The organism is Actinorectispora metalli (assembly GCF_056323685.1).
In genome coordinates, this window is record NZ_JBREYE010000001.1 from 1,631,471 (window position 1) to 1,657,037 (window position 25,567).

Annotated in this window: 26 protein-coding genes and 1 pseudogene; 15 read left to right on the plus strand and 12 right to left on the minus strand. The window is 69.3% G+C overall.

Features of this window, described 5'->3' with window-relative positions:
* Nucleotides 1-276: 276 nt before the first annotated feature.
* Complete coding sequence (locus ACU6XJ_RS07470) at nucleotides 277-1,650, minus strand: lyase family protein (RefSeq protein ID WP_476307973.1); 1,374 nt, start codon at nucleotides 1,648-1,650, stop codon at nucleotides 277-279.
* Between the two features lie 363 nt (nucleotides 1,651-2,013).
* Here ACU6XJ_RS07470 and ACU6XJ_RS07475 point away from each other — a divergent pair, with 363 nt between their 5' ends.
* Nucleotides 2,014-2,550, plus strand: coding sequence for a DUF4232 domain-containing protein (locus ACU6XJ_RS07475; protein WP_476307974.1), 537 nt, complete (start codon nucleotides 2,014-2,016; stop codon nucleotides 2,548-2,550).
* 56 nt (nucleotides 2,551-2,606) lie between these two features.
* On the opposite strand, the gene ACU6XJ_RS07480 is transcribed toward ACU6XJ_RS07475, so the two are convergent.
* The 7 genes and pseudogenes from ACU6XJ_RS07480 to ACU6XJ_RS07510 all read right to left on the minus strand — a co-directional run bounded on the left by ACU6XJ_RS07480 (nucleotide 2,607) and on the right by ACU6XJ_RS07510 (nucleotide 8,251).
* Nucleotides 2,607-3,083 carry an SRPBCC family protein gene (locus ACU6XJ_RS07480; protein ID WP_476307976.1) on the minus strand — a complete coding sequence of 159 codons (477 nt, stop codon included), beginning with the start codon at nucleotides 3,081-3,083 and terminating at the stop codon, nucleotides 2,607-2,609.
* Between the two features lie 76 nt (nucleotides 3,084-3,159).
* Complete coding sequence (locus ACU6XJ_RS07485; RefSeq protein WP_476307978.1) at nucleotides 3,160-3,780, minus strand: hypothetical protein; 621 nt, start codon at nucleotides 3,778-3,780, stop codon at nucleotides 3,160-3,162.
* A gap of 414 nt (nucleotides 3,781-4,194) precedes the next feature.
* Nucleotides 4,195-4,614, minus strand: coding sequence for a hypothetical protein (locus tag ACU6XJ_RS07490; protein WP_476314111.1), 420 nt, complete (start codon nucleotides 4,612-4,614; stop codon nucleotides 4,195-4,197).
* 148 nt (nucleotides 4,615-4,762) lie between these two features.
* Nucleotides 4,763-5,098 (minus strand): annotated as a pseudogene (locus tag ACU6XJ_RS07495) (hypothetical protein); the annotation flags it as partial.
* Between the two features lie 302 nt (nucleotides 5,099-5,400).
* Nucleotides 5,401-5,928, minus strand: a complete 528-nt coding sequence (locus ACU6XJ_RS07500) for a hypothetical protein (RefSeq protein ID WP_476307980.1) — start codon at nucleotides 5,926-5,928, stop codon at nucleotides 5,401-5,403.
* 531 nt (nucleotides 5,929-6,459) lie between these two features.
* Nucleotides 6,460-7,209 (minus strand): hypothetical protein, encoded by a 750-nt coding sequence (locus ACU6XJ_RS07505; RefSeq protein ID WP_476307982.1) that lies wholly within the window; start codon nucleotides 7,207-7,209, stop codon nucleotides 6,460-6,462.
* 109 nt (nucleotides 7,210-7,318) lie between these two features.
* The gene (locus tag ACU6XJ_RS07510) at nucleotides 7,319-8,251 is read right to left on the minus strand and encodes a LysR substrate-binding domain-containing protein (RefSeq protein WP_476307983.1); all 933 of its coding nucleotides are present in this window, start codon (nucleotides 8,249-8,251) and stop codon (nucleotides 7,319-7,321) included.
* A 148-nt stretch (nucleotides 8,252-8,399) separates the two neighbouring features.
* Here ACU6XJ_RS07510 and ACU6XJ_RS07515 point away from each other — a divergent pair, with 148 nt between their 5' ends.
* From ACU6XJ_RS07515 to ACU6XJ_RS07525, 3 genes are all read left to right on the plus strand, one after another.
* Nucleotides 8,400-8,954, plus strand: a complete 555-nt coding sequence (locus ACU6XJ_RS07515; protein WP_476307985.1) for a peroxiredoxin — start codon at nucleotides 8,400-8,402, stop codon at nucleotides 8,952-8,954.
* Between the two features lie 13 nt (nucleotides 8,955-8,967).
* Complete coding sequence (ahpD, locus tag ACU6XJ_RS07520) at nucleotides 8,968-9,510, plus strand: alkylhydroperoxidase, AhpD family (RefSeq protein WP_476307986.1); 543 nt, start codon at nucleotides 8,968-8,970, stop codon at nucleotides 9,508-9,510.
* Nucleotides 9,511-9,596: 86 nt separating this feature from the next.
* Nucleotides 9,597-10,511, plus strand: a complete 915-nt coding sequence (locus ACU6XJ_RS07525; protein WP_476307988.1) for a hypothetical protein — start codon at nucleotides 9,597-9,599, stop codon at nucleotides 10,509-10,511.
* A gap of 233 nt (nucleotides 10,512-10,744) precedes the next feature.
* On the opposite strand, the gene ACU6XJ_RS07530 is transcribed toward ACU6XJ_RS07525, so the two are convergent.
* From ACU6XJ_RS07530 to ACU6XJ_RS07540, 3 genes are all read right to left on the minus strand, one after another.
* Nucleotides 10,745-11,014, minus strand: coding sequence for a hypothetical protein (locus tag ACU6XJ_RS07530; protein WP_476307990.1), 270 nt, complete (start codon nucleotides 11,012-11,014; stop codon nucleotides 10,745-10,747).
* Nucleotides 11,014-11,811, minus strand: coding sequence for a hypothetical protein (locus ACU6XJ_RS07535; protein ID WP_476307992.1), 798 nt, complete (start codon nucleotides 11,809-11,811; stop codon nucleotides 11,014-11,016). The genes ACU6XJ_RS07530 and ACU6XJ_RS07535 overlap by 1 nt, the downstream gene beginning before the upstream one ends.
* A 111-nt stretch (nucleotides 11,812-11,922) precedes the next feature.
* Nucleotides 11,923-13,674 carry a M14 family zinc carboxypeptidase gene (locus ACU6XJ_RS07540; RefSeq protein WP_476307994.1) on the minus strand — a complete coding sequence of 584 codons (1,752 nt, stop codon included), beginning with the start codon at nucleotides 13,672-13,674 and terminating at the stop codon, nucleotides 11,923-11,925.
* Between the two features lie 317 nt (nucleotides 13,675-13,991).
* On the opposite strand from ACU6XJ_RS07540, the gene ACU6XJ_RS07545 reads away from it, so the two are divergent.
* The 5 genes from ACU6XJ_RS07545 (at nucleotide 13,992) to ACU6XJ_RS07565 (ending at nucleotide 18,543) form a co-directional block, all read left to right on the plus strand.
* Nucleotides 13,992-14,252, plus strand: coding sequence for a hypothetical protein (locus ACU6XJ_RS07545; protein ID WP_476307996.1), 261 nt, complete (start codon nucleotides 13,992-13,994; stop codon nucleotides 14,250-14,252).
* A gap of 26 nt (nucleotides 14,253-14,278) precedes the next feature.
* Nucleotides 14,279-14,530, plus strand: coding sequence for a hypothetical protein (locus ACU6XJ_RS07550; protein ID WP_476307997.1), 252 nt, complete (start codon nucleotides 14,279-14,281; stop codon nucleotides 14,528-14,530).
* 168 nt (nucleotides 14,531-14,698) lie between these two features.
* Nucleotides 14,699-17,392 (plus strand): FtsK/SpoIIIE domain-containing protein, encoded by a 2,694-nt coding sequence (locus ACU6XJ_RS07555; protein WP_476307999.1) that lies wholly within the window; start codon nucleotides 14,699-14,701, stop codon nucleotides 17,390-17,392.
* Nucleotides 17,389-17,760 (plus strand): hypothetical protein, encoded by a 372-nt coding sequence (locus tag ACU6XJ_RS07560; protein WP_476308000.1) that lies wholly within the window; start codon nucleotides 17,389-17,391, stop codon nucleotides 17,758-17,760. Before ACU6XJ_RS07555 ends, ACU6XJ_RS07560 begins: the two co-directional genes overlap by 4 nt.
* Before the next feature lie 93 nt (nucleotides 17,761-17,853).
* Nucleotides 17,854-18,543, plus strand: a complete 690-nt coding sequence (locus ACU6XJ_RS07565) for a GNAT family N-acetyltransferase (protein WP_476308002.1) — start codon at nucleotides 17,854-17,856, stop codon at nucleotides 18,541-18,543.
* A 152-nt stretch (nucleotides 18,544-18,695) separates the two neighbouring features.
* Here the strand turns inward: ACU6XJ_RS07565 and ACU6XJ_RS07570 are convergent, their stop codons facing one another.
* On the minus strand, nucleotides 18,696-20,342 hold the full coding sequence (locus ACU6XJ_RS07570) for an FAD-binding oxidoreductase (RefSeq protein ID WP_476308004.1): 1,647 nt from the start codon (nucleotides 20,340-20,342) through the stop codon (nucleotides 18,696-18,698).
* A gap of 37 nt (nucleotides 20,343-20,379) precedes the next feature.
* On the opposite strand from ACU6XJ_RS07570, the gene ACU6XJ_RS07575 reads away from it, so the two are divergent.
* The 6 genes from ACU6XJ_RS07575 to ACU6XJ_RS07600 all read left to right on the plus strand — a co-directional run bounded on the left by ACU6XJ_RS07575 (nucleotide 20,380) and on the right by ACU6XJ_RS07600 (nucleotide 25,540).
* Nucleotides 20,380-21,000: a TetR/AcrR family transcriptional regulator gene (locus ACU6XJ_RS07575; protein WP_476308006.1), complete on the plus strand. Its 621-nt coding sequence runs from the start codon at nucleotides 20,380-20,382 to the stop codon at nucleotides 20,998-21,000.
* A complete protein-coding gene (locus tag ACU6XJ_RS07580; RefSeq protein WP_476308008.1) occupies nucleotides 20,997-22,583 on the plus strand; it encodes a glycerol-3-phosphate dehydrogenase/oxidase in 1,587 nt (528 codons plus the stop codon). The genes ACU6XJ_RS07575 and ACU6XJ_RS07580 overlap by 4 nt, the downstream gene beginning before the upstream one ends.
* Nucleotides 22,584-22,709: 126 nt before the next feature.
* Nucleotides 22,710-22,979 carry a helix-turn-helix transcriptional regulator gene (locus tag ACU6XJ_RS07585; RefSeq protein ID WP_476308010.1) on the plus strand — a complete coding sequence of 90 codons (270 nt, stop codon included), beginning with the start codon at nucleotides 22,710-22,712 and terminating at the stop codon, nucleotides 22,977-22,979.
* Nucleotides 22,976-23,494: a hypothetical protein gene (locus ACU6XJ_RS07590; RefSeq protein WP_476308011.1), complete on the plus strand. Its 519-nt coding sequence runs from the start codon at nucleotides 22,976-22,978 to the stop codon at nucleotides 23,492-23,494. Before ACU6XJ_RS07585 ends, ACU6XJ_RS07590 begins: the two co-directional genes overlap by 4 nt.
* Nucleotide 23,495: 1 nt before the next feature.
* Complete coding sequence (locus tag ACU6XJ_RS07595) at nucleotides 23,496-24,395, plus strand: ABC transporter ATP-binding protein (RefSeq protein WP_476308013.1); 900 nt, start codon at nucleotides 23,496-23,498, stop codon at nucleotides 24,393-24,395.
* On the plus strand, nucleotides 24,392-25,540 hold the full coding sequence (locus ACU6XJ_RS07600; protein WP_476308015.1) for an ABC transporter permease: 1,149 nt from the start codon (nucleotides 24,392-24,394) through the stop codon (nucleotides 25,538-25,540). Before ACU6XJ_RS07595 ends, ACU6XJ_RS07600 begins: the two co-directional genes overlap by 4 nt.
* Nucleotides 25,541-25,567 lie beyond the last annotated feature (27 nt).

Consider the following 25,567-nt stretch of genomic DNA (forward strand, 5'->3'; position numbering starts at 1 on the left):
GGGGGTCGACGGGGGCGTGCCGGATGCATACAGTTTTGTGCGGGATTACGCCGTTTCCCAACAGAATTGCCCGCCAAACGGACGCTTCGACTCTGCGAATTGGTCCAGATCGGTGAACGAGGACGCAGACTCTGTTAAGAAACTTTCCTACTCGTTACTCTTTGCGAGCTGTACGCGGTTGTGTTCCTGCGGCACGCGCACCGCAGGACCGCCACCGTTCGCGAGGGTGGCCTCCACTCGTTGGGGGCCTCCCTCGCAACACAGGCTCTCGCCGGATCACGGCTGGTGTTCGGCCAGCGCCCGGTCGACCAACGCGGTGGCCGATCCGAAGTAGCTCGCGGGGTCCAGCGCCCCGGCCACCTCGTCGGCGTTGAAGTACTCCCCCACCCTCGGGTCCGCCATCAGCACCTCGCCCAGCGTGATTCCCCGCTCGCCCGCCTGCCTGCAGGCCCTGGAGACGAGTTCGTGCGCGGTGGTCCAGCCCAATCGATTCGCCAGCACGGCGACCACCTGATCGGCCATCAGCAGACCGTTGGTCGCCTCCATCCGCGCGCGCAGCCTCACGGCGTCCACCCGCAGCCCGTCCAGTAGCTCGTGCAGGGCCGCGGCCGAACCGCCGACCAGTCGGAACAGCTCGCTCAGCGTCTGGCGCTCGGTATGCCAGCCGTCCACCTCATCTTGGTGCTCGGCCAGCATGTCGGTCAGCAACGCGCCCACCAGGCCCGGCACCGGCCGAGCGCAGGCCAGCGCGGCCAGCGCCCCCACCGGGTTGACGCGGTCGTGGATCGGCGCCACCGGCATGCCCTGGGCGCGGCCGGAGTACGGCCCGATCTCCGCGACACCCGCCCTGGCCAGGCCGACCACCTCCTTGGCGATCTTGCCCAGAGCGCCCGCCGCGATGCCCAGCGCACTGCCCAACTCGGCGATGCGGTCCCGGTTGCCGTGCCACGGCAGCGCGGTGGTGGCCAGGTCCAGCCGCTCGGCCAGTGCCGTGGCGACCGCGTAGCCATCCGTGTTCAACGAGGAGAGCACGCCCGCGGCACCGCCCATCTGCACGGCGAGCCGGTCGCGCCGGATGGTCTCCAGCCGCGCGATGCTCTCGTCCACCGCGGACAGCCAGCCCGCGGCCTTGGCACCGAAGGTGAGCTGCATGCGCGGCAGCACCGGCACCGCGCCGATGGCGGGCGTGCTGCGGTGGGATTCGGCAAGCTTGCGGCAGGCGATGGCCACGCCGCGCAGGTCGCCAAGCACGGTGTCCAGCACCCGGTTGGCAACCAGCATCGTCGCGGTGTCCAGCACATCCTGGCTGCTGGCGCCGACCTGCACATGGCAGCCGTAGTCGTGCGGCAGCAACGCGCAAATGGCGGTGACCAGGTCGGGCACCGGATCGCCGTTGATGGAGTGGGTGGGTCGCTCGCCGAGTGCGACGCCGAGCCGGTCGAGATGGCAGGCCGCGGCGATGGCCTCGGCCGCCGCTTCCGGGACGAACCCGAGTCCGGCGCCGACGGCGGCCAACGCGGCCTGCACGTCCAGGATGGCCTGCAACCACGCTTCATCGCCGACCTGCGCCGCCACCGAGTCACTGCCGAGTATCCGGCCGAATAGGCCTTCCGGCGGAGACCAGGATGAGGTCGCTAGCTCGGAATGCATCTTGTAGTCCCCCAAACGCCGCGCGCAGACCAGGCGCGTCCGGAAGCCATGTTGTTTCCTTCCCCTGGCATAACAACGCTGCGGAACCGTATGACCACCGAACGCACAACAGCCATGCTCCCTTTTCGGTGAGCGGAAACCGACGCACATCGTCACGCGGATGGCCCTGGTCATGTCCCACATCGACAAAGGGTCCAGACCCGATACGCGGTTCAGGCGGGCGGGAATTGGGCCGTCCGCAGGCATGCCAGTACCGAACATCGGCGCCGTGGAGACAACCTCCACCCGGGCGAATGCGTCTGCTGGAGAGGCAGACAAGCCGACAAAGACGTTCTGCGACGCAGAACCGGGGAGGTGGCTCAAGTGTTGTTTGCCAAAGGATCGAACAAGCGTGTGTTCGCCGGTGTCATGATCGCATCGGCCCTGGCCGCGACGGCGGTCTTGCCCGCCGCGGCGGCTCCGTCTGGGGAGGACGGCGCCCTGGCCCGGTGTCACACCAATGACCTCCGGGCGGTGGTTCAGGAGGACGGCGCGGCCGCGGGCAACCGCTATGGCCGGGTATTCCTGACCAACCTCGGGATTTCGACGTGCACGATCTACGGCTTCGGCGGAATGCAGCTTGTGGATTCACGCGGCGGCCAGGTTCCGACGAACCTGCAGCGCAATCTCGATCCCGCGCCCGCGAAGGTCACCCTGAAGCCCGATCAGACCGCGGCGAAAAAGATCCATTGGGTGGTCGTGAACTCCGAAGGCGACTCGAACGACTGGCCCTGTCAGCCCGAGGCGGATCAGGTTTTGATCACGCCGCCGGATGAGACGACATCGCTTACCGTGGCCTGGCCTTACGGTCCGGTCTGCGCCGTCGGCCGTATCGACGGCAGCGCCTATTTCAAGGCCTGAGCGATGAGCGAGCGGAAGTCCGCGGGCGCGCGCCTGTCCGCGGACTTCCTCCTCGCCTAGCGCGCCTGGGCGTATTCGGCCTCGGCGACTTCCTTGAGCCGAGCCAGCGTCTTGGCGATGTTGTCCTCGTTGTGGGTGGCCCGGTCCGACACACCGGTGACCTTTCCGATGAACCACCGCAGCCACAGCGGACGGGAGTCCACCGAACTCTCGGTGACCCGGCAGCCGCCGTCGACGGCGTCGATGTCGTAGCGCCACGTCGCGGTGACCATGCCCAGCGCGCCGACCTGGAAGGCGAAGGCCCGCCCCGGCGTCGCCTCGGTGACGGTGGACACCGTTGTCCAGCGGAACTTGCCCGCGCGGTTGGCGCCCGTGAACCGGGCACCCACCGCGGGTCCGGAAGCCTCCCCGGTCCAGTGCGCCGTGTAGCACTCCTGGGTGAACCGGTGTTGGTTGGGGACGTCGCTGATCAGTTCGTACACAAACTCGGCGGGCGCACCGATCTCCGTGCTGCCGCTCGCGTCCAGCTTCATTCGCACTCCTGTCGCTTCCTGCCGGGGAAACTAGCCGAGGCCGGTCGGCTTCGGCTCGGAATGAGCTCAATCCGGCTCAGCGAGTGGGTCGCGTCACGGGGCGGGTGCGGGAGGCAGCCATCAGCACGACACCGCCGCCGAGCAGGCCGGTGCCCAGCATCGCGGCGGTCAGCGGGTCGAGGCCGGTCTCGGCAAGCTCGGTCACCGACGGCGCGGCCTGGGCGACGGGCGGCGCGGCCACCGGTGGCTTGGCGGACGGAGCGTCCTGGCGCGGTGGCTGCTGAGGCTGCCCGCCCTGGGGCGGGGCGAGGCCGGGCTTGCACGCGGTGTGCGCGGGGTTGCCCTTGCCGATGCCGTTGTTGCCGTCGCACTCGTAGCCGTTGTTGCGGTCCGAGCCGCCGGGCAGCTGGCCCTTCGGGTTCTTGTTGTCCGCCTTGCCGACCGAACCCGCCGCGGGCTTGCCCACCGCGGCGCCGCCGCCGTTGCCGTTGGCCGACGGCGAGCCGTCACGCGTGGAGTCGTAGGGGCCGTGCACGTTGGCGCCGTGGCCGCTGAAGTCGGCCTTCGACGGCGGCTGCGGCTGGGAGAGGTCGCCGCGGTCCGGGCGGTCCGCCAACGCGGGGCCCGCGATCAGCAGCGACAGGGCGGCGGCGCCTGCCAGACCGGCACCTGCACGACGGGCGATATGGCGGGACATTGCGGGCCTCCAGGCGGCATGGGGTCGAGGTGCTGCCACCGGAATCCGATCGGTCCGCGCGGAGCGAGCAGATTCCACCATGCGCAGCAATCGGATCGATCAATCCAAGGTCACGAATCAACGGTCGTTTCGGTGACCGACTCGGCAGGTCCGGCGCGGCCCGCGTGGATGCGTCGGCTTTCTTCTCCGTTCGGCTGTGCACCCCGTCGGGTCTGTCGACGTGAACGAGCGCGTGAACGAGCGAGGGGAGCCTGCCTGGAACGGCCGACTCCCCTCGCTTGTGGAACTTCGCGAGTTCTCCGAGTTATGCCCGGCAGCCTGCGCGAAGTGGTTCTCGTCAGTCCCCGCGGCGCCTGGACACTCGGGCGAGGGCGGTGCCCGTCCCGAGTAGGAAGGTGCCGAGGAGCGCTGTGATCAGCGGGTCCGCTCCACTGTTGGCGAGTCCGCCGCCGCCGCTTGCACGGACGGGACCCCTGCCACCAATGCCACCGATGCCGCCGTGCGCCCCGCCGACCGCGGTGGGCGGCCTAGTGGGAACAGGCTTGCCCGGTTCCCCTGGGCCACCAGGTGATCCCGGACCTCCGGGACTACCAGGACCCCCGGGGCCACCGGGACCACCGGGACCACCGGGCTCGCCAGGGCCACCGGGACCGCCAGGGCCACCGGGACCGCCAGGCCCGCCGGGGCCACCAGGTCCGACAGGACCACCAGGCCCAACCGGTCCACCAGGCCCAACCGGTCCACCAGGCCCAACCGGTCCACCAGGCCCAACCGGTCCGCCGGGACCACCCGGATTGCCCGGTCCTCCCGGGCCGCCGGGGCCGTTGCACTCACAAGGGCAGTGGCAGGGCTTCGGTGGGTGGTGCCCGCCGGGTGTGCAGCCGTGCGACCAGGACATGCCCGCATTGGCACCGCCCCACTGCCCGGCGCCCGCATTCGCGGTGCCGTGACTGTCCGCGCCCGCGTTCGCGTCACCGCAGTTGCCGACGCCCGCGTTGGCGTCGCCGACATTTCCACCGCCCGCGTTGGCCCAACCGGGATTGGGGCGATCCGGACCACCGCCACCTCCCCCGGCTCCACCGCGCGACGGCACCGCGAAACCGGCGGCGGAGTGTTCTTCCACGAATCGGATCGAGGCATCACCATCATCCCGATCGGGAGACCAGCTGATCCCATTCTGTTCGAGCGCGTGCTGCGCCTGCCGGGTGGTGTCGCGTGGCGAATCGTCCTCGGCATTGGCGATTCCGCCGACCAGCAATGCGAAGGCCGCGGCACCGAGCAGGCCGAGGCCACCGCGTAGACAGGTTGCTTTCGACATCGAACCTCCACCGGCCCTTTCGGGCGATCGGGTGTACCCGGCTCGAAGCTAACGGCGCATTCGGGTAACGGCAGTGCGAAAACCAATGTTCGGCGAAGTCCACCCAAGTTCGCGAGGACACCGGGTGAAAGCGCTCACGCAAAGCTGATATTTACCACTGGCGGGACGCGTGTGGAATTCAACCGGGCGATAATTCGACACCAAAGCCTGAACATCACGCGGCACTACTGGTCGCCCATTTGGGTAAAAAAGAGCCGCCCCCGACACGGCGCTCGGGAACGGCTCCTGGAACTGGGTCGAAGTCAGCTTTCGGTTTGGGCGCCTTCCGCGCCTTGGTCCTTCGCCACCCGACGGCGCCGGTTGCCCAGCACCATCGCGCCACCGCCGCCGAGCAGCGCGGCGCCGAGCACGGCCGCGGTCAACGGGTCGACGCCGGTCTCGGCCAGCGTCTCGGAGAAGGCGGGCAGTACCGCGTTGCGGGTCGGCTCCTCCTGCTTGCCCACCGGAGGCTGTTCCGGCTGCTTGGGGACGTCCTCGGTGCAGTCATCACCCGCATCGGCGTTGCCGAAGCCCGCTTGGGCCTGCCCCGCGTTATCCACGCCCGCGTTGGCCTCGCCCACGTTCTGCACGCCGCCGTTGGCGATGCCGCAGTTGCTCACCCCGCCGTTGGCGTTGCCGATGTTGGCTACGCCGCCGTTGGCGTTCCCCTCGTTGTCCAGACCCGCGTTCACCGAGCCGACGTTGCCGATACCGACGTTGGCATCGCCCGTGTTGCCCGCGCCCGCATTGGCGAGCCCGGCATTCTCACCGCCCGCATTGGCACTTTGCACGTCTACACCACCAGTGCTCTGGTTGGGGTCACGATTGGGATCGGCAGCATGCTGCGCGGGTTCCGGAGAATTCTCCGGTGTGGGGGCAGGCGCGTTCTGTTCGGCCGCAGGCTGATCCGCATTCGGGGCGCTCTGCACGGGCCCGCGGATTTCGGTGTTGTACGTCGTGGCCGGGGCAGAGGCGGAGTTGTCACCCGCGGGCTGGGCGGATTCCGCTGCCGAACTTTCCCTGACGTCATCGCCGGGAGCACCGTCATCGGCCAGGGCCGCGCCCCCGACAATGAAGGTAATTGCCGCGGCACTCAACGCCCCCGCGGTGCCGCGAACATAAATCGACTTGGCCATCGATGCCCAACCCGCCCAATCAAGTGATCAACGGAGAAATAACAAGGCGGGAGGTTAGCGCCCATTGTCCTTAGCGCGAAATTCGGGTTCCGTTCACCCATGAACGTGAGTCTGATTCACTCGACGCGAGCACCGAGCCGCCCTGGCCGACCAGTTCGGCATCGGCGGCCAGGACGGGAAGACGGATCACGACTCGTCGCGACTCACTCGGCGACGAGCGGCCAGCAACACCACACCGTTGCCGACGAGTGCGGCACCGGTGAGCGCGGCGAGCATCGGGTCCACGCCGGTGTTGGCCAGCGTCTCCGGTGCGACGGCCGCGGCGACCTTGGCCGGTGGGCCCACGGACTGCTGAACCGCAGGCTTGACGGGCGGCTGCTCGGGGACGTCGCCCTTCGGCAGCGCCTTGTCCGGGCACGGAGGCTTGGGCTTGGGCTTCGGGCACCTGTCGTTGACCGGGTTCACGCCCGCGTTCGCGTTGCCCGCGTTGCCGATCCCGGCGTTGGCGTTGCCGATGTTGCCGATGCCCGCGTTGGCGTTGCCGCAGTTGTTCACCCCCGCGTTCGCGTTGCCCACGTTGCCGACCCCGGCGTTGGCATTGCCGTGGTTCTCCACACCCGCATTGGCGTTCCCCTTGTTACCGGAACCCGCGTTCGCATTTCCGGTATTCCCCGAACCAGCGTTCGCCAGCCCGGAATTGTTACTGCCCGCATTGAGATCGGGCAGGCCGGACCCACCCGATGGAGTGGAGTCCGATTTGGTTGACGACCCAGTGGAACCGGAACCGCCGTAGGCCTTGTCCATCATCGACATGATGCCGTCGGCGAGATCCCCATCAGACCCCTCCTGCGCCGCAGCCATGCCTGCCACCAGCGGGAACAGTGCCGCCGTCATGACGGCGACCACCCCGGCGCGCAACGTTGTCCTTTTTCTCATCGGTATTGACCCCACAATCGGGAGAGCGTTGTCCGAGTAACTCGGGCGACGCTAACAGCGGATCAATACGCTCCGACCTGCCGAGACCTTTTCGGAACTGTTTACGCAATTAATTCGTAGCCCGAACCGGAAGTTTCCTGGCGAGCACGGCACGCCGCAGTTCGGCCGCGATTGCCTCGAATTCCGCGTCCCGACCGGCGCTATCGCGATGGACGAGGCCGATCCGCCGGGCAGGCGAGGGCGTCGTGAACGGCACCGTCACCAAACCGAAGCGCTTGGTCTCGACGGCCACCGCCGTCGCGGGCAGCAGCGTCACGCCCATGCCCGCCGCGACGAGTTGCACGAGCGTGGTGAGACTGGCCGCCTTGGTGGCGGCGGGTGCGCCGTTGCCTGCCTCCCGGCACAGCTCCAGCGCCTGGTCGCGCAGGCAGTGACCCTCCTCGAGCAGCAGGATGTCCAGCGGCCGCAGCCGGGCGAGGTCGATCTGCCGTTCCTTCGCCAGCCCGTGCCCCTTCGGCACGACCAACAGGAAGTCCTCGTCGTAGAGCGGCTGCTCGACGAGCTTGCCGCCGACGGGCAGCGCCAGCAGCGCCACATCCAACCGGCCGGTGGACAGCCCGTCGGTGAGGTCGGCGGTGCGCTCCTCGTGCACCTCGTAGGTGAGCTCGGGAAACGCCTTGCGCAACACCGCCAGCGCCAGCGGCAGCAGATAGGGCGCGACGGTGGGGATCACGCCGACCCGCAGCGTGCCGCAGAACGGCTTCGCCGCGGCCTGGGATTCCAACAGCAAAGCGTCCACGGCGTCGATCACGGCGCGGGCATGGGGCACCAGCCGCTCGCCCGCGGTGGTGAGCATCACCCGCCGTGTGGTGCGTTCCACAAGGCGGGTGCCGAGGGTTTCCTCCAGTGCGGCGATAGCACTGGAGAGCGTGGGCTGACTCACGCCGAGCGCTCCTGCGGCCTGGCTGAAGTGCAAGAACTCGGCGATCGCCAGGTACGAGCGGAGCTGGCTGAGAGTCGGCCCACCCTGATTGATATTCACGATCTATCAGTCTATTTGATGATCATTATTTCACCGATGAGTCGGCTCTCTTGAAAAATTGAAACCGAATGCTTCCCGCCCCCGCACCCAGGGGCGGCACCGCATCGCTGCGGTCGCCCAAGCCCAACCAACGCTCAAGGAGTTAGGCGTGCTCTCGGTAGGTCAGCAGTTTCCCGAGTACTCACTGACCGCATGTGTCTCGCTGGAGGCCGACAAGGCGTTCCAGACCATCGACCACAAGTCCCACCAGGGCAAGTGGCGGGTGGTGTTCTTCTGGCCGAAGGACTTCACCTTCATCTGCCCCACGGAGATCGCCACCTTCGGCAAGCTGAACGAGGACTTCGCCGACCGCGACGCGCAGGTGCTCGGCGTCTCCGTCGACTCGGAGTTCGTCCACCTCGCCTGGCGCAAGAACCACGCCGACCTGCGGGACCTGCCCTTCCCGATGCTGTCGGACATCAAGCGGGAACTGGCCGCGGCGGCGGGCGTGCTGGGTGAGGACGGTGTCGCGCAGCGCGCCACCTTCATCGTCGACCCCGACAACGAGATCCAGTTCGCGATGGTCACCGCGGGTTCCGTCGGCCGCAACGTGCAGGAGGTCCTGCGGGTGCTGGACGCCCTGCAAACCGACGAGCTGTGCCCGTGCAACTGGAACAAGGGCGAGGAGACGCTCGACGTCGCCAAGCTGCTTGTCGACGCCTGATCGGGGAGCTCTCATGTCGCTGGATGCCATCAAGCAGGCGCTGCCCGGCTACGCACGGGACACCAAGCTCAACATCGGCTCGGTGATCGGCACCTCCACGCTGCCCACCCAGCAGCTGTGGGGCACCGTGCTCGCGGTCGCGGTGGCCAGCCGCAACCAGCGGCTTCTCGTCGAGGTGGACAAGGCGGCCCGCGAGCAGCTGTCCGAGGACGCGGTCACGGCGGCCAAGGCGGCCGCCTCGATCATGGCCATGAACAACATCTACTACCGGGCCAAGCACCTCATCGGTGACGCCGAATACGCCAACCTGCCCGCGCGGTTGCGCATGCAGGTCATCGGCAACCCCGGGGTGGACAAGGTGGACTTCGAGCTGTGGTGCCTCGCGGTCAGCGCGATCACCGGCTGCGGGGTGTGCCTGGAGTCGCACAACAAGGCCCTGCTGGACGCCGGACTGCCGAGGGAGAGCGTGCACGAGGCGCTGCGCATCGCCTCCGTCGTGCACGCGGCCGCGGTCACGTTGGACGCAGAGCAGGCACTCGTTCCAACAAGCGGGTAATTGCAAGTCCACGATGTAGTGAAGAGGGGCTGGTCCGGGCATAAGCTGGGCCGGCCCCTCTGCTCATCGGTAACAATGTGGCGGCGATGGACGAGAAGCTGGATTTGTTGATCACCGTGGTGGTCAACGCCGAGAACGAGAAGCAGGCCACCGACGCCTGCCGCCCGCTGCTGGACCGCGTCGGCGGTGCGGTCGCCGATATCGGCGACCTGCTCGACGAGGAGCCAGGCTGCTGGTCGGTGACCATCAGGCAGCGCGGCAGGCTCGTGCCCGACGCCGACCTCCAGGTGCCGGTGGACGAGGACCGGGAGACGGCGGTGCTGGGCGCCGCGGTGCGGTCCCTGCTGCGCGAACTCGACCCCGAGCTGCCCACCCGGATCAGCTGCGAACCGCCCACCGCATGGTCCGTGCTCGATGACCCCGAGGCACTCGGCCGCGTCGTTCCTGGTGGCGAGCGGCTGATCGTGGAAGCCTGGCTTGGCGAATCCCCGCTGTCGGCCGCCTCGGAGAGTTCCGAGGGGTCGACTGATGAAGAGGATTACGCCGTGACAGACCTGTCGACCGGCGACTACGACGCCGACGACGATTTGGCGGAGTACGCCGATGAGGATCTCCCCGAACGCCTCCGCCTGTGGGTGGAACTGGTGCCCGACTCCCGGGCAGGCGCGATCTGGCAGGCCAGGGCAATCTCCAGCCGCATCGTCCGCGGAGCGGTGATCACCGACTTCGTCGAACTGGACGACGTCGTCGGCGTCGGCATGGACCTCGGCGAGATCACCGGCTCCCCCGCGGTGGCGGTGATGACCGCGGTCTCGGCCCTGGGCCGCCCCGGCTGGTCCCCGCTGCACTACAACGGCGACATCGCAGTCACCCGCTGGGTTTGCGACCCCCGCCCGACCGGCGGCATCGTGGCACTGGAGTTCGCCGCGGGCGCCCTCCCGGTCCCCAACCCGGCACCCCCCGCGGACTCCCAGTCACATTTCGAACTCGTCCAGTCCTGACGAGGCCGTTTCGGGCGCAACCGACCCTGAGTGGCGACCGACCTTCGACGTCGGTCGCCACTCACGTGTCCTGCCAAATCGGCGCCGACTCGCGGGCTTGACCAGCCATAACGCCCAACCTGCCGGTGCAGGCGGCTAGGCTCGATCGGGGGGTGTCCAGCCCCGCCCTTTGGTTGGAGTCCAACCGTTCGGGTTGGCCCTTAGCCACCTGAAGACGCCGGGCCTCGTGGGCGTCAGTCGATCCCGCGCCAAGTGGCGTCCGTGAGCTGGTAGGCCTCGCCCGCGATGCCGTGCAGCACGGGTTCGCCCGGTCGCGGAATGCTCGGAACCGGGCGCAGCACACCTGTCGCCTCGACTTCACGGCCCGCCAGTTCGCCCCACTCGGCGAGGCCGGGGATGTACACGGGTGGTCGGCCACCCGCGATCAGCACCGCGCCCGCGTGGGCGTTGGCGGCTTGACCACGAAGGGTCACCTGCTGATCAACCAGTCGACTGAGTTCCATCACCACACCTTGGCGAAGGCGACCGTGTACACCTGCTCGTCGAAATCCCGCAGCGGCCGGGAGTAGAACCGCAGCGTGCTCTGGTAGACCAGCATGCCCGGCTCGGCGTGGTTGGCGTGCCACCAGTTGCCGGTGGCCTCGTCCAGCCAGCCGTAGTCGAAGTTGACGAAGCCCGGACGTGCCGCGTAGCGGTAGGTGCTCATGTCCACCTGCCCGGTCTTGGGATCGGGCCGGTACATCGCGGCGGCCTGCTCATCGGTCCAGTTCGGGTCCTGCTTGGCGTAGAACCGCTTGGAGAACACCGCCGCGGTCAGCTCGGCCGGGTCCATGCCCGCGGGCAGCGCCTTGAGCACGTTCTTCAGCTTGGACAGCACCGGGTTGCGGCGTACCTGTTCGGCGTACTCCGCCCGGCTCGGCCGGGCGGCGATGATCTTGTTCAGCTCGGCCTGCACCTCCTTGGCCGTGGCCAGGTTGCCGAAGGACAGGCCGAGCGGCGGGTTGCCCGCGTCGGGGCGCTCCAGGTTGACCACGGTGACACCGATGCAGCCGCGGGCCAGGTCGGCCCGCTCCCGCTCGGTCATGGGTCTGCCCCGGTATCTCTCCCAGGCCGCGATGTAGTCCGCGGTCTTCCAGGACAACGTGCTGACACCGGGCTCGAGCGGCGGTGCCACCGGCTGCCGCTCGACCGCCGCGGCGACACTTGTCGCCGGGGCGGCCGACGCGGGAGCGACCATCACCGCGGGCAGGCCGAAACCGACCGTCACCGCGACCAGCGCGCGAATCAACCACCTATGCACGTGAGCCTCGCATCCGTAGAAAATTGATCCAAAAATGGATCAGACGCAAGGAATACGCTCGATCACCGGTTGAGACGCGAAATATTCTTGTGACGAAGGTCCCTGTGAGGGTCAGCGGAGCCAGCCGGCGGTCGCCGGGCCCCAGTTGCCGTCGGCGTCTTTGGCCCGGACGTAGACCAGGCGGTAGGGCCGGTTCGGGCCCGCGGTGGAGAACACACCGCCGATCTCGACCGTGCTGCCGTCGCCGCGCACCTCCAGCGGCTGCGGTTTGCCGCCCGCCCACGGCGGCGTGTCCAGGTACACCTCGGCCTCGGTCACCTGCTGCGCGGCAGGCCTGCCGACACCGTTGTTGCCGTAGGCGTTGTCGTCGGCGTTGGCGGCCACCGAGGCCCACGGGCCGAGGCCGCCCTGCACGGTGGAGATCGTGACCGTTGGGCCTTGGCCGGTGGCGTAGGGCTGGCGGGCCGACTTCGCCGCGTAGCGCAGCGCCGGGCTGTTCAAACGCCAGAAGTTGTCCTGGCACGAGTAGGTGGGTAAGAAGCCCGAGCAGTCGCCCTGACCCGCGCCGATCTCATAGGTGAACGAGGCGATGCCGAGTCGGTCGTAGGTGAAGTCGTCGGTGCCGCCGGAGGCGTTGTAGAGCACCTCGCCCGCCTGACCGGTGGTGTAGCCGTTGTAGTGGCTCATCCGGAACGCCAGCGAACGCAGGCCCGCCTCGTTGGGCGCCTTGACCGACCGGTCGTACTGCCAGGGCAGCAGCACCAGGTCACCGTAGGTGTGCAGGCTGATCATCGCGCCGGTGGTGGTCCGCGGCGCCGGGTCGGTCTCGCCGGGACCACGCTGGTCGCGGAAGATCCGCTCGAACAGGCCCGCCAGGTCGGCGACCTCCGGCTCGGACGCGGCCTTCGGGCCGAGGTAGACCAGCGCGCACGGGTCCTTGGAGGTGCCCAGTCCGCCCCAGTGCGAGTCCCAGTTGCGGTTGAGGTCGATGCCCTCCTGGGAGCGGAAGCCGGTGCCGCAGTCCTTCGGCGAGTTGGTGTCGTTGAGGTTCTTGCGCTGCCAGGCCCGACTGGTGTCGGAGATATCGCCGGTGGCGAGGCCCTGCTGCACCTCGTCGATGCCGTCGGGATTCACCTGTGGCACAACCCAAATCTCGTTGTCGGACAGCAGCGCCGCGATCTCCGGGTCATTCCGATATCCGTCCACAAGAGACACAACAAATCGCCACGACATCTCGCTCGTGGACAGCTCCCTGGCATGGATCTGGGACATCAGCAGGAAGCGCGGTTTCGCCGAATTCGGTTCCAGTCGGCAACCCTGCGATGCATTCGCACTTATACAGAGAGCTTCCAACCGGTGACCCTTGGTGGGATCCTGCTTTCGCCGCCACGAGTCGCCGTAGGAGATTCTCGTAGCCAACTCGGGATACGCGGTCACCACATCACCGACGAACTCGTGAAATGCCGCCGTCGTGCGGTATCCGCCATAGAACGTCGGATAGTTCTTGTTCGGCAGCCGCGCCAGCCGCGGATACTCCGCATTCGCCGCCGCGGTGGCCGCGGGCACCGGCCGCGATCTGGTCACGGACAGTCCGCGCGCGGCCAGTTCGGCCCGCGTCGCACCGGTGCCCAGCACCACCACCTCGGCGCCGGTGCGGTCGACCACGTCGTAGCCGGTCTCGGCGAGGTAGCCTGCCAGCACCGCAGGCCCCTGTGCGGAAGCGTCGAGGTACAGCAACTCGGGTTGCGGTGCGGCGGGCGGCGCCGAACTCGCCACCCCTGATCCGATCGAGGCCACCAGTGCCACCGCTGCCACGGACGCGACCAGCGCGGGCAGGCGGTGCAGACGCCGGAGTCGGCTCATCCCCAGTTCCTTCCTTCGTTATCCCGGTGCGTGAATTCTCTTCATGGATGTGTGCCCCTTCACAAGGCTCCAGAAGTCGGCATTCGAGTACCGGCGATACGCCAAACCAGGGCTTGCATACCGAGCGCAAAGGCGGCGGCCACGGCACATCGCCTCTGCTGATCTCTGCTGGTCCAAACGGGTAGCGTCGCGATAACACCCGTTTGACCGCACTCCGGTTGCACGGCGTAGGCCGCGACCCACTATCTTCTCTATGTAGTGCGTCCGTCCCCCCTGGCGGTCGCCCACCACTCAGCGTCACGAGGTTGTCGGAAAAAATGGCTAGCGTTGAAGATGTTCGTCACGGAATTGATTCCGCCAAAGACGAAGCAAAGAAGAGCATGGACCAGTTGATGGCGGCCAAGGAGAGCCTGCAGGGCGCCGTCAACACGCTTGGGGCCGCCATTCAGGGCAGCAGCCAGCAGGAAGTGACGGATGTCCAGGCGGCGTTCCAGAAGGTAGCCGACGACATCGAAGGTCTCGTCGGCGAGATCCAGAACGGGATCAGCGCCACCGAGAGCTACTCCGGCCGCCTGTAATCCCTGCGCGCAAGATCGAGAGCAACGTGTCGTCAATAGCCGAGCTGCGCGCCGCGCTGGCGGAGGTCAACTCAAGCGTTTCCGAGGCGGCGGAGTTCGTCAGATCGGCAAATACTGCGCTCTCCGACGCAATCAAGGCGGCGGCCACCGCCAATCCCAATCATCCTGAATTGGTGGTGCCGCCGCAGTTCATTCACGCTGAACAGGAAATGCAGCGGATACTCGATTTGCTCGCACACGGCATGGGTTTACTGGAGGACTTTTCGGCGTCCCTCTAAGGGCCTGCGGAGATCACGCTGCGGGCCCGCGACGCCATGGTAAAATGATCTTCTTATTTCGGCGCGATCTTTACGGGATTGCCGAGGACGAGCTTGAGCAGACAAAGCGGGCGACGCAGCCGCATTGACACCACCTTCCAGGATTTCCGGCGCGCGGCAGCGTCCGTCATGGGTGCCGCGGCCAACGAACGGGAGGCGGCGGCAGCCGAACACGCCCGTCTGCAGTTCGCCGCCGAGGTCATGCGGCGCGGCATCGCCGAGGCAGGCACCGATCCGGAGTTGGCGGGCAAGCTCGTCGTGCCGATGTTCGCCCAGGTCATGCGTGAGGCGGAAGCCCAGCGCGAGCTCATCTTCGCCAAATGGACCGCCCACGGACCTGCCGAGTTGACCGAGCTTGTCGACTCCGCGTCCCCCGGTTCGGCGGGCGCGGTCGGCGACGGCTGGCTCGGTGCACCCGGCACCGCGGGCGGCACCGGCACGCTGCCCGAACTGTGGCGAATCGGCACCGCGACCGTGCGGGCCGCCCCGGTCGCCGAGGAGTTCCCGGCCGCCGTCCCGCTGCTGGACGGCGCCCACCTGTTCCTGACCTCCACCCAGGGCGGCCGCACCAGCGCGGAATCGCTGGTGGAGACGCTGCTGCTGCGGGTGCTCGGCTATTTCCGGCCCGGCTTGGTGCACATCGGCGTGTGGGACACCAGCCAGCTCACCGGCTCGCTGCCCGGGCTGTACCCGCTGACCAGGGCGGGTCTGCTCACCGCGCACGACCCGGCCCGGCTGGACGGGATGCTCGACGAGCTTGGCGACCACATCAAGCGCATCCACACCAGCGTGCTGGTGGACGGGCATCCCTCACTGGCCAGCGTGACCGCGGCGGCCGGGCGTCGAACCGAACCGTGGCGGATCGCGGTGCTGTTCGGCAACGGGGCCCCGCTGGGCGGTGAGCAGCAGCAGAAGCTGGAGCGCGTCGCGCGCAACGGGTTGGCCTGCGGCGTGCAGCTGATCCTGTTGGACGTGCCGATTTCCGTTGGCAGTTCGCTGGAGTCGGTGCACGTCTTCGGCGAGCACCACGCGAGCACCAGCATGGCGCCGGGCGCGCTGGTCACGCTGGACCCGCCGCTGACGCGCAGCAAGGTCACCGCGGCCTGCAACGCCATCGCGGCCGAGTTCCTCACCCACCGCAGCAAGGTCCGCACCTTCGGCGACCTGCTGCCGCGACAGCTCTGGGAGCACGCCTCGCACGGCGGGCTGAACACGCCCATCGGTTTCGCCGACGGGGAGCCGGTCGAACTGACGCTGGGGGACTCCTCACCGCACGCGTTGATCGGCGGGCCGAGCGGCTCGGGCAAGACCAACTTCCTCTACGCGATGATCGGCGGGCTCACCGCGCGCTACTCCCCCGACGAGCTGGAGCTCTACCTGCTCGACTTCAAGGAGGGCGTGTCGTTCGCGCAGTTCACCCCCGGCCGCAAGGACCCGACGTGGCTGCCGCATGCCCGGCTGGTCGGCGTGAACGTCAACGCCGACCGCGAGTTCGGTCTCGCGCTGCTGCGGTTCCTCGCCGAGGAGATGCGCCGCCGCGCGGACGCCGCCAAGGAACACGAGGTCACCAAGCTGGAGGAGTTGCGGGCCGAGGACCCCGGCGGCCGCTGGCCGCGCATCGTCGCGGTGATCGACGAGTTCCAGTACCTGTTCGCCGAGCGGGACGCGGTCACCGCCAAGGCCGTGCAACTGCTGGAGGACGTGGCCCGGCGCGGCCGGTCCCAGGGCATCCACCTGGTGCTGGCCAGCCAGGACGTCTCCGGCATCGAGGCGTTCTGGGGCAAGCCCGCGATCTTCGAGCAGTTCACCGTGCGGATCGCGCTGCCCAAGGCGCGGCGGGTGCTGGCCGACGCCAACCCGGCGGCGCTGGAGATCCCGCGCTGGCACGGGGTGATCAACCACGACTCCGGGGTGCGCCACGGCAACCGCGTCGCCCGGATTCCGGATTCCACCGGCAAGGGTACCTTCGAGGTGTTGCAGCAGGAGTTGTTCTCCCGCATCGACGCCCGGGTGTCGGCGCCTGCCCTGTTCGACGGCAGCCACGTGCCCGCGCTGTCCGCGGTGGAGGACTATCGGCGCCTGGAGCCGATCGACGGTAGGGCACCGACGGTGCTGCTGGGCCAGGTCATCGATGTGGCGGGCAGCGCGGCGAAGGTGCGGCTGGCGCACACCCCGGGCCGCAACGTCGCGGTGATCAGCTCCATGGCCGGGGACGCGATGAGCGTGCTCGGTTCGGCCGCGTTGTCGCTGGCCGCGCAGTACCGGCCGGGTGAGGCCCGGTTCACCTTCGCCTGCCTGGTCGAGGACGCGCTGGAACCGGCCCGACGGCTGGCCGCTGCGATGGCGGGGCACGAGGTCGCCTTCGTGGACCTGGACGGTATCCGGGGGCTGGTGACCGAACTGGCGGCCGGGATCGCGGGCAGGCTCTCCGGTGGCGAGGACGGCAGGCAGCCGCATTTCCTGGTGCTGTTCGCCGCGGACGCCGCGCAGACGCTGCTCGAGGTCAAGGACCCGCAGACCAGGGTGGCGGGCATCGAGTCGTTGCGGCAGGTGCTGAAGAACGGCCCCGAACTGGGCACCCACGTGATCGGCTGGTGGCGAAGCGCGGCCAGGCTGAAGGCGACGCTGGGCCTTGGCCCGCCGGATGAGATCGGCGCCTGGGTGGCCTTCGACGTGCAGGGCCAGGAGTTGAACACGTTCGCCGCGGGCCAGATCATCCACTGGTCGCCGCGGCCGCGGCGCGGGCTGTTCTTCGACCGGTTCGAGCACGCCAAACCGGAGGTCGTGATCCCCTTCGACGTGCGCATCGGAGAGCAGCCGTGATCGACCCGAACTCCGCGAGCGCGCGGTACAAGGAGATCGCGGGCCGCGCCGCCGAGGCCGTCCGTGAACTGGACAAGCACACCGAGCGGCTGGCGGCGCAGCTTGTCGAGCAGGTGGCGCAGGCCGAGGCGATGGTGTGGGCGGCGACGGAGAACGAGGCCGAGGTGCGGACCGCGGTGGAGCACCGTTGGGCGTCGGTGATCGAGGCGCTGTGGTCGGAGCGCTGGTTGGAGGTCGGCGCGATGCCCGGCCCGGACCTGTCGGTCACCGATCACGGCAGCGATTACTACAAGCGCGAGCTTCAGCGGACCTTCTACGAACTCCACCTCGCGCTGCAGAAGCAAAGCTGGTTGCGTCGCAGGCGTTGAACCCGGCTGCGCGAATCCATCCGGTCGGGTGATGATCGGGGGGTGCGTGAGTTGACGACGGCGGACGAAGTCCGATCCCTTCAGGATGAGCCCGTGTTGTGGTGGGGCGCGCAGGCCCTGACCGCGACCCATCACCGCCGGGGCAGCGCGTGGACCTTGGGTGATGCGGTGGCGGTGTTCGCGCCGCGGCTGCTGCGGCATGACCGGCTGATCCTGGCCGGTGACCCCGCCGACGCGCGGACGTTGCTGGTCAAGGCGCTGCCGCGGTGCCCGGTCCCGCCGCGGTTGCTGATGATGACCGAACTCGCCGACAAGCTCGCCGACGAACTGCCGGGCCGGAACCGGTTCGACTTCGGCTGGATGGACTACGCGGGGGACGGCACCGCCGGGGCCGCCGAGCGAGATGGCGTGCGGTGGCTTCGCGCGGACGAGAGCGATGCGGTGGACGCCCTGTTGGCGAGGGCGAATCCGGGGTCGTGGGTCCGCCCAGGCGAGACGCCGAACACGAGGTGGGCCGGTGCCATCGTCGGCGGCGAGTTGGTGGGCGTGGGCGCCGACGTGTGGTCCACCGACGGCCTGGGATACATCGGCGGGGTCGGCACCAGCCCGGAGCACCGGGGGCGCGGCATCGCGTACCGGGTCTGTGCCTTCCTGCGGGATGAGCTGGCCGCCCGCCGCGGCCGGGTCGCGTTGATGGTCGACCGACCCGACCACCCGGCGACCCGGCTCTACGGACGGCTCGGGTTCGCCTACCGCGGCATCACGGCATTCGCGGCGGGGTAGACGGGGTTGCCGATCTCGGGCGGTCGCGTGGTTCGCCCTCGAGCCCGCGATATCGCGACCAGCCTGTCGAAGTCGCTACGCCACCGATCTCGGCGACAACGACTCAGGGAGTGGTGACCAGCTTCCGAGACCAAGGAGCGCCGTCCGGGCGGCTACGGCTCGAGCGTGGCGATCAGTTTGCCGGGGTTGAGGATGCCGGTGGGGTCGAGTGTCCGCTTCACCGCCGCCAACACCTCGCCGCCGGAGGTGCCGATCTCGTGGTGCAGCCAAGGCAGATGGTCGGTGCCGACGGCGTGGTGGTGGCTGATGGTGCCCAGCCCCGCGATGGCCTCGCCCGCGGCCTGCTTGGCGCGGTGCCACTGGCCGATCGGGTCGTCGGTGTCCCGGGGGACGAGCACCGTGAAGTACAGCGAAGCACCGGTCTCGTAGGCATGCGAGATGTGGCACATCACCACCGGACGAGCCTCCGCTGTGGACAGTGCGTCCACCAGCGCGGCCCGGACCGCGGTGCGCAGGGCGTCCAGGCCGGACCAGTGCGTCGCGGTCTCCAGGGTCTCCACGCAGATCCCGATGTCCAGCAGGGCATCCCGCTGACGCGGTCCGGCGAAACGGCCGTGCCGCCACGCCTCGCCGAGCGCGCGACCCAGCCGCACCGGGCGGAACGCGTGCAGCGCCCGCAGCGTGGCCGCGCGGCGGTGCCGAAGCTCCCGCTTCGAGCCCGCTTCCCAGCCCAGCACCAGCAGGCACGGCTCGGCGACCCGCCGGGCGCGCAGGTAGCCACGAAGCACCGCGGTCGCGGTGCCGCCACGCAGTGAGAGCGCCACCTCCGTCTCGTCCACATCGGACAGCCGGGTGATATCGGCGAGCACCCTCGCCTGGGCCAAGCCGTGGACCGCCGCGGCGCCCCGCTCCCAGCCATCCAGCACAAAGCCCTCGTAGCGGCGGGCGGCGGGCTCTGGCCGCACCCGCAGGGTGAGTTCGGTGAGCACCCCGAAGGCGCCTTCGCTGCCGATCACAAGCTGTCGAAGGTCGGGCCCCGCGGCCGAGGCGGGCGCGACACCCAGCCGCCACTCCCCCCGCGGGGTGGCCAGCCGCAGTCCCTCGACCATGCTCTCGAAGCGGCCGTAGCCCGCGGAGGCCTGGCCCGCCGAGCGGGTGGCGGCGAAACCGCCGATGGTCGCCCGTTCGAAGGACTGCGGCACGTGCCCCAGCGTCAGGCCGTGCGCGGCCAGCAAGCGTTCGGCGTCGGGGCCGCGGACACCCGCCTGGAGCACCGCCAGCCGCGACACCGGGTCCACCGACACCAGGCGGTCCAGCCTGGCCAGGTCCAGCGCGATCACGGCGGGCTTGCCGCCCCGCAGCGCGGTCACGCCGCCGACCACGGAGGTGCCGCCGCCGAAGGGCACCACCGCGATGTCATGCTCGGCGCAGACCCGCAGCACGGCGGTGACCTGCTCGGGGTGGGCGGGCAGCAGGACGGCATCGGGCACGGCCAGCTCCGCGCTGCCCCTGCGGCGCATGAGGTCCACATAGGAAAGGCCACCGGCCCTGCCGAGGCGGTCCTCGGCGTCGCGCAGCAGTCCTGCCTCGCCGACGATCTTCACCAGCGCGGCCGCGACAAGTTCGGGCAGCGCGGACTCGGGCACTTCCAACAGCGAGGTCGGGGCCGCGGGGGTGCTCACCCGGCCGAGACCGGTGCGAGTGCGCAGCCAGCGCAGAGCGTGGGCGGGTAGCTGCGCCTCCGCACCGCCCGCATCGGTCCAACTGCTGCGCACCGTGTGGTCAATCCTGTCAGACACCGCTACAGTGTGACACATGACGTCGCAACGTCACAGTATGAGTGCGGCCACGAGATCACCCGTACGGGTGGATGAGGACGCGTTGATCTCGGCCGCCCGCCAGTGCGTGCTGGAGGTCGGGGTCCGCCGTACCACGCTCACGGATGTGGCCAAACGGGCCGGGGTCAGCCGGATGACGGTCTACCGGCGGTTCCCTGACGCTCAGGCGTTGATGGTCACGCTGGTGACAGAGGAGTGCACGATGCTGCTCCAGGCCGCCATGACGCAGGCGGTCCACGCGCCGACGACTAGGTCACAGCTGGTCACGGGAATCTCGGCGGCGCTGCGGCTGTTCGCGGACAACCCGCTGCTGCAGCGGATCATCGCGCTCGACCCCGAACTCCTGCTGCCCTACGTCACCGAGCGGTTGGGCCAGGTGCAGCGCATCGCCGAGGCGCACCTCCACGAAAGGGTGCGGGCGGGCCACTCGGACGGATCAATCCGGACGGGTGATCCGGCGGTTCAGAGCCGAGCCCTGTTGATCGCCGCACAGTCGGCCGTGCTCTCATTGCGTGCGGCCACCGGTGACCTCGATCGTGATGCGCTGTTGACAGAACTTCACACGATGTTGGATGCCGCGCTACGACCACTCGACTCCTCCGGCGGTGATGAGCAATGAGGCCGACTCCCCTGCCAGCGGGATCGCTCCGCGCCACCTCGCTGAACGCGGCGCGCCGGACCGCGGACCTGGACGCGCTGCGCTCCGGCGAGGTGGTCGACGTGCTGGTGATCGGCGGCGGCGTGACCGGCGCCGGGGTCGCGCTGGACGCCGCCTCCCGCGGGCTGTCGGTGGCGCTGCTGGAGGCCAACGACCTCGCCTTCGGCACCTCGCGGTGGTCAAGCAAGCTGGTGCACGGCGGCCTGCGCTACCTGGCCTCCGGCGAGTTGGGCCTGGCCAGGGAGAGCGCGGTGGAGCGCGGCATCCTGATGACCCGCACCGCTCCGCACCTGACCAGGACGCTGCCGCTGCTGATCCCGCTGTACGAGAACACCTCGGCGTTCAACGCGGGCCTGCTCGGCACCGGACTGAAGGTGGGCAACCTGCTGCGCCGCGGCAGCCGGACCCCGCAGTCGGTGCTGCCCGCGCCGCGCCGGATCTCCGCCGTGGAGTCGCTCGCGCTCGCACCCGGGCTGCGTCCCGCCGGGCTGCGCGGCGGCCTGCTGCACTTCGACGGACAGCTCATCGACGACGCCCGCCTGGTTGTCGCGCTGGCCAGGACCGCGGCCGCTTTCGGCGCGCGGATCGTCACCAGAGCGCAGGTCACCACGGCCGTCGGCGACGGCGTCGACGTGGAGGACACCCTGACCGGGCATCGCTTCTCGGTGTTCGCCAAGGCCGTGGTCAACGCCGCGGGCGTGTGGGCAGGGCAGCTGGTGTCCGAGGCGAGGCTGACACCGTCGCGGGGCTCGCACCTGGTGCTGGACGCCTCCAGCGCGGGGCTGTCCACGACCGGCCTGAGCGTGCCGATCCCCGGCAGCAACAACCGCTTCGCGCTGCTGCTGCCGCAGCTGGACGGGCGGCTGCTGGTCGGCCTGACCGATGAGCCCATCGAGGGCCCGGTGCCGCTGGTGCCGACCGTGCCGGAGTCCGATGTGGACTTCCTGCTGCAGATCGCCTCCACCGCGCTGCAGCGCCCGCTGACCAGGGACCAGGTGCTCGGACGGTTCGCCGGGCTGCGCCCGCTGCTGGATGTGCCCAACCGGGCGCAGAACTCGCGCAGCGCCGACCTCTCCCGCAGGCACGCCGTGATCACCTCGGCCGACGGCGTGATCACCGTGGTGGGCGGCAAACTCACCACCTACCGGCGGATGGCCCAGGACGCCGTGGACACCGCGGTGCGTCAGCGCAAGGTGGTCGCCGGCGAGTCCCGCACCGCCGAGGTGCCGCTGGTCGGTGCGGGCACGCCCAACCAACTCGCCGAGGTGGACGCGCCGAAACGCCTGCTCGCCCGGTACGGCACCGAGGCGAGCCGGGTGCTCTCCATCGGCGCGGGCGAGCCCGAGCTGAACCGCCCGCTGGCCGCAGGCGTGCCGGTGACCGGCGCCGAGGTGCTGTGGGCGATCCGCCACGAGGGTGCGCTGGACGTCGACGACGTGCTGGACCGCAGGTTGCGCCTTGACCTGGTGGCGGGCGAGCGCGCCGCCGCGCTGGAGGCCGTCAGCGAACTGCTCGCCAGGGAGAACGCCCGCACCGACGCCTGAGCAATCCGGGTTCAGCGCCCAAAACCGGAGAAAGCACCGGCGTAAGCCAGGTTTAGAGCGCTACACCAGAGCAGGTTACGTCATAGTTACTTGCCAGGTCGTTGGGTTTTTACAACAGTACGTTGTGTGAGCCCAGTCAAACGCGGCAAAGAGCTGCCGATCTTCAATCGGCTGGCCGTGCTGCGGGCCGAGCGCGGGCTGTCCAGGGCGGCGCTGGCGGCGGCGGTGGAGGTCAATCCCCAGACCATCGGGGCGCTGGAGCGCGGTGACCACTATCCGAGCCTGGACCTGGCCTTCCGCCTCTGCGCGGTGTTCGGCCTGCCGGTCGAGGCGGTGTTCAGCCGCGAGCCGTTCACACCGCTGTCCACACAGGTCTATGGAGAGGCGACGCAGTGAACCTCATCATCAGGACGGGGGACCAGCTGCGCGCGAGGGCCATCGCGCGGCGGGCCCGGATGGCCAGGATGCTGCCGTACCTGCGCACCCGGCGGCACCGGCGTTCGCTGGTGGCGCTGTGGGTGCTCACCGACATCGCGCTGGTCGTGCTGGCATTGCAGTGGGAGCACGAGACACCGCGTTTCCCGAACCTGTGGCTGATGCTCATGGTGCCGTGGTTCGCCTGCTGGTTCACGCTGCGGGTGCTGACCACCGCGACGGCCGAGGCGCTGGCCATGTCGCTGGACGAGCGCGAGCGGCAGATCCGGGACCGGCACGCCTTCTACGGCTATCAGGCCGCCACCGTCGCGAGCATGATCGCCGCGATGTACCTGCTGGTCATCAGCCAGAGCCCGTTCGCGGCGGAGCGCGGCGCGTTCCTGCTGGTGGCACTGCAAGTCTGCGCGATCACCGTGCCTACCGGGGTGCTCGCGTGGAACATGCCCGACGACGATCCGGAAGATCTGGGGGAGTGAGATGAGTACGCCGAGGCTGGAGATCGACGCGGTCTCCAAACGCTACGGGAAGACCGTGGCGCTGCGGGAAGTGACCTTCGAGGTGCGGGCGGGCGAACTGTTCGGGTTCGTCGGCAGCAACGGGGCGGGCAAGACCACCACCATGCGCATCGTGCTCGGGGTGCTGGCCGCCGACTCCGGGCAGGTGCGCTGGGACGGCCTGCCGATCACGCTGGACACCCGCAGGCGCTTCGGCTACATGCCCGAGGAACGCGGGCTGTACCCGAAGATGAAGGTCGGCGAGCAGCTGACCTACCTGGCCCGGCTGCACGGCCTGTCCGCCGCGGCCGCCCAGGAGGCGATGCTGCGCTGGACCGAGCGGCTGGGCGTCGCACCGCGACGCGGCGACGAGGTGCAGAAGCTGAGCCTGGGCAACCAGCAGCGCGTGCAGTTGGCTGCGGCGCTGGTGCACGATCCGGCGGTGCTGGTGCTGGACGAGCCGTTCTCCGGCCTGGACCCGCTGGCGGTCGAGGTGATGAGCGAGGTGCTGCGGGAGAAGGCGGCGGCCGGGGTGCCGGTCGTGTTCTCCAGCCACCAGCTCGACTTGGTGGAACGGCTCTGCGACCGGGTCGGCATCATCCGAAGCGGCGAGATGGTCGCGACCGGCACGGTGGACGAGTTGCGCAGCGGCAGCGATACCAGGCTGGTCATCGACGCCCCCGGCGCGCGGGAAGGCTGGTTGACCGGGCAGCGCGGCGTTCGCGTGCTGTCGGCGTCGGGCTCGCGCACCGTCGTCGAGTTGGGCGCGGACGCCGATGACCAGGCGGTGTTGGCCGCGGCGCTGGCCACCGGGCCGGTCCGTGAGTTCACCCGGCAGCGCCCGTCGCTGTCCGAGCTGTTCCGAGAGGCGGTGGCGGTATGAGCACCGTGTGGCTGATCGCCAGGCAGGAGTTCGTCAACCGGGTGCGCACCAGGTCGTTCCTGATCAGCACCGTGATCACGCTGCTGCTGTTGGCGGGCGTGACCCTGTTGCCGTCGGTGCTCGATCCGGACACGCAGAAGGTGGGCCTGGTCGGCGAGACGGCCTCGGTGAGCGCGCCGCTGAAGTCCGCGGGCTTCGAGGTGTCCACAGTGGACACCGAGGGCGCGGCTCGGCTGGGCGTCGGCGACGAGACGCTGGACGCGGCGCTGGTCAAGGACGGCAACGGGTACCAGGTGATCGTCCGGGAGAAGCTGGACGGCGAGCTGAAGGCGGTGCTGGAGGGCACCCTGCGGCAGCAGGCGGTCAACGCCGAGCTCGTCAGCCGGGGCGTCGACCCCGCCGCGCTGGCCGCGGCGGCCCAGGCGGGCACCCCGCGGGTTGTCGCGCTCCAACCGCCGGAGCCGGGCGCCGAGCAGGCACAGGGCCTGGCCTTCTTCGTGACGCTGCTGCTGTTCTTCCAGCTGTTCATGTACGGCATCACGGTCGCCATGGGCGTGGTGGAGGAGAAGAGCAGCCGGGTGGTGGAGATCCTGCTGTCCACGGTGCGGCCCTGGCAGCTGCTGCTGGGCAAGGTGGTCGGCATCGGCGGCGCGGGTCTGCTCCAACTGGTGCTGTTCGCCGGGGTCGGGCTGACCGCGGCCCGGCTGAGCGGGGTGCTGAGCTTCGACGGCGCCGCCGTGGGCACGGTCGTGTCGATGCTGGTGTGGTTCCTGCTCGGCTTCCTGCTCTACGCCACCCTGTACGCGGCCGCCGCCTCGCTGGTGTCCCGGCAGGAGGAGGTCAACTCGGTCACCGGCCCGATCAACGTGATCATCATGGCTGGCTACTTCCTGGCCACCTTCTCGATGCAGACCAGCGGCGGCGGCTGGGCGGCCAAGCTGGCCTGGGTGCCGGGGCTGTCGCCGATGCTGATGCCGATGGAGGTGGCGGCGGGCCGGGCGAGCACCGGCTCGGTCGTGCTCGCGGTGGCGCTCATGCTGGCCGCGATCGCCGCCATGGCCTGGCTGGGCGGCCGGATCTACGCCAACTCGGTGCTCCGCATCGGCGCCCGCATCTCGCTCAAGGACGCCCTGCGCACCACCTGACGCAACGGCCGCGGGTTCGGCTTGAGG